This is a genomic window from Streptomyces sp. WAC06614 (assembly GCF_003949795.1).
In the GTDB taxonomy this organism is placed as follows: domain Bacteria; phylum Actinomycetota; class Actinomycetes; order Streptomycetales; family Streptomycetaceae; genus Streptomyces.
In genome coordinates this window covers 1-2108 of the sequence record NZ_RPRY01000597.1, presented here as the reverse complement: position 1 = coordinate 2108, position 2108 = coordinate 1, and the positions used below count along the sequence as shown (strand labels likewise).

The window sequence follows — 2108 nt, the reverse complement described above, 5'->3', positions numbered from 1 at the left end:
CAGGTGGGGGCCGGGCGGGGCGGGAGGAGGCCGAAGAGGAGCAGGTGGCCGGCCGGGGAGCTCAGGGCGTCGGCCAGGGTGACGTCGGCCGCCGGGGCCTCGATGCCGGTCTCCTCGCGCAGTTCGCGGACGACGGCCGTCCGCCAGTCCTCGCCGAAGTCGATGAAGCCGCCCGGCAGGGCGACCCCGCCCCGGGCGGGTTCGATGGTGCGGGTGATGACGACCAGGCCGGTCCCCCGCGCGTCCTCGACGGGCAGCAGGGCGACGGCGACCGGCAGCGGGTTGCGGTAGGTCACCGTGCCGCACGCGGGGCAGGTGCGCGGCCAGTCGGCCGTGGTGAACGGTGCTCCGCAGGTGGAGCAGTGCGAGTCCCTCAGCAGTGGCGCCATGGGCGTGATCCTAGGTCAAGCAGCGCGCGTCGCCCGGTCGTTGTGGTGCGGCCGGTGACCGGAGGGGCATTGTGCGGCAGACTTCTGACGATGCGTCAGGTGTAGGCGCCCTGGACCGAGGAGTGTCGTGGAACGAACGCGCAGGCCCGTCGTGCACGGGTGGTTCACGGAGGTGTCCGGCTCGGCCGAGGAGGGGTTCCGGCTGCTCGGCACCCGGTGCGGCGGCTGCGGGGCCGTGTTCTTCCCGCGGGAGGACGCGTTCTGCCGCAACCCCGGCTGCGCCGGCGGCGAGCTGGCGGAGGTCCCGCTGTCGCCGCGCGGGCGCGTGTGGTCGTACACCGACGGCCGCTACCGCCCGCCCGCCCCCTACGTCTCCGACCCGGACACGCCCTGGGAGCCGTACACGCTGGTGGCCGTGGAGCTGGAGGCCGAGCGGATGGTGGTGCTCGGGCAGGCGGCGCCCGGGGTCGGGGTGGCGGACCTGGCCGTGGGGATGGAGGTGGAGGTGGTGCCCGGAGTGCTCGACGAGGACGCGGGGACCACGTGGACCACCTGGCACTTCCGGCCGGTGGAGGGGGACGCGTGAGCGGCGACGTCGCGGTCCTCGGGGCCGGGATGCACCCCTGGGGCAAGTGGGGGCGCAGCTTCGTGGAGTACGGGCGCGCGGCGGCCGTGGCGGCGCTGGCGGACGCCGGGCTGGACTGGCGGGACGTGCAGTCGGTGGTCGGCGCGGACACCGTGCGCGGTGGCTACCCGGGGTATGTCGCCGGGGCCACGTTCGCGCGGGCGCTGGGCTGGCAGGGTGCCCGGGTGACCAGCGTGTACGCGGCCTGCGCCTCGGGCGCGCAGGCGATCGGCGCGGCCCGGGCCCAGATCCTGGCGGGGCTGGCCGACGTGGTGCTGGTGGTGGGCGCGGACGCCGCGCCGAAGGGGTTCTTCGCCCCGGCCGGAGGGGACCGGCCGGACGACCCGGACTGGCTGCGGTTCCGGGTGCTCGGCGCGACCAATCCGGCCTACTTCGGGCTGTACGCGCGCCGCCGGATGGCGCTGTACGGGGACACTCCGGAGGACTTCGCGCAGGTCAAGGTGAAGAACTCGGCCGCCGGCGCCCGCAATCCGTACGCCCGCTACCGGACGGCGGTCTCGCCGGAGGAGGTGGCGGCCTCGCCGGTGGTCGCCGATCCGCTGCGGCTGCTCGACATCTGCGCGACCTCCGACGGCGGGGCGGCGCTGGTGCTGTCCGGGATGGACTTCGCGCGGGCGCGCGGGATCACCGGTCCGGTCCGGATCCGGGCGGTGTCCACGGTGACCCCGACCTATCCGCGCACGCTGCTGGACCTGCCGGACATCGCCACCGACTCGGCGGCGGGGCTGCTGCCGCCGGGCGCGCAGGACTCGTTCCGGTCCTCGATCGCCCGGGCCGCGTACGAGGAGGCCGGGATCGGCCCGGAGGACCTGTCGCTGGCCGAGGTCTACGACCTGTCCACCGCCCTGGAGTTGGAGTGGTACGAGGACCTGGGGCTGTGCGGGACGGGTGAGGGCGCCAAGCTGGTGCGCGAGGGGGCGACGGCCCTCGACGGGCGGATCCCGGTCAACGCGAGCGGCGGGCTGGCCTCGTTCGGTGAGGCGGTGCCGGCCCAGGCGATCGCCCAGGTGTGCGAGCTGACCTGGCAGCTCCGGGGGCGGTGCGGGGACCGCCAGGTGGCCGGGGCGCGGGTG

General features: G+C 75.7%; 3 protein-coding genes. 2 read left to right on the top strand and 1 reads right to left on the bottom strand.

The window, feature by feature from the left end; translation table 11 throughout:
• The coding region (locus EF918_RS35095) for an NUDIX domain-containing protein (protein WP_125652898.1) at positions 1-389 on the bottom strand (389 nt) is incomplete at its 3' end.
• A gap of 127 nt (positions 390-516) precedes the next feature.
• Here EF918_RS35095 and EF918_RS35090 point away from each other — a divergent pair.
• Together EF918_RS35090 and EF918_RS35085 are read left to right on the top strand one after the other, a co-directional pair.
• Positions 517-975 carry a Zn-ribbon domain-containing OB-fold protein gene (locus EF918_RS35090; protein WP_125652897.1) on the top strand — a complete coding sequence of 153 codons (459 nt, stop codon included), beginning with the start codon at positions 517-519 and terminating at the stop codon, positions 973-975.
• Positions 972-2108: lipid-transfer protein (locus tag EF918_RS35085; protein ID WP_125652896.1), on the top strand; the 1137-nt coding region annotated here is incomplete at its 3' end. The genes EF918_RS35090 and EF918_RS35085, both read left to right, overlap by 4 nt.